The organism is Sporosarcina sp. P29 (assembly GCF_002743265.1).
GTDB lineage: Bacteria > Bacillota > Bacilli > Bacillales_A > Planococcaceae > Sporosarcina.
The window spans coordinates 1-422 of record NZ_PDYX01000102.1 but is presented as its reverse complement, the minus strand read 5'-3'; the positions used below and the strand labels follow the sequence as shown (position 1 = coordinate 422).

1 pseudogene is annotated in these 422 nt (G+C 60.2%); it reads left to right on the top strand.

The features are described 5' to 3' along the window. A pseudogene (locus tag CSV68_RS16745) lies at positions 1-422 on the top strand (hypothetical protein); the annotation flags it as partial.

The following is a 422-nucleotide window of genomic DNA, read 5'->3' as shown; positions in this document are numbered from 1 at the left end:
GCTGGCGTTCAGTCATCCGCTGTGGGCCGCCGCGCCAAAGCCGGTCACGCTGGTGGTGGATGAGGTACCGGTGGTGCAGGTGCTACAGGCGCTGGTCGCACAGGAGAACCGTAATCTGGTGGTATCGCCAGATGTCAGCGGCACGCTGTCGCTCAATCTGACACGCGTCCCCTGGCGACAGGCGCTACAGACGGTCGTCACCAGCGCCGGGCTTGTTCTGCATGAAGAAGGGGGGATTTTTTATGTTCACACCGCAGCCTGGCAGCGTGAACAGCTGGAACGCAAAGAGCAGGAGCGGACACGCCGACAGCTTGATGCGCCGCTGGTCTCGCACAGCATACCTTTTTCTTACGCTGACGCCGGGGAACTGCAAAAAGCGGCGGAAAAACTGCTCAGTCCAAAAGGGAGTTTGTCTGTCGACA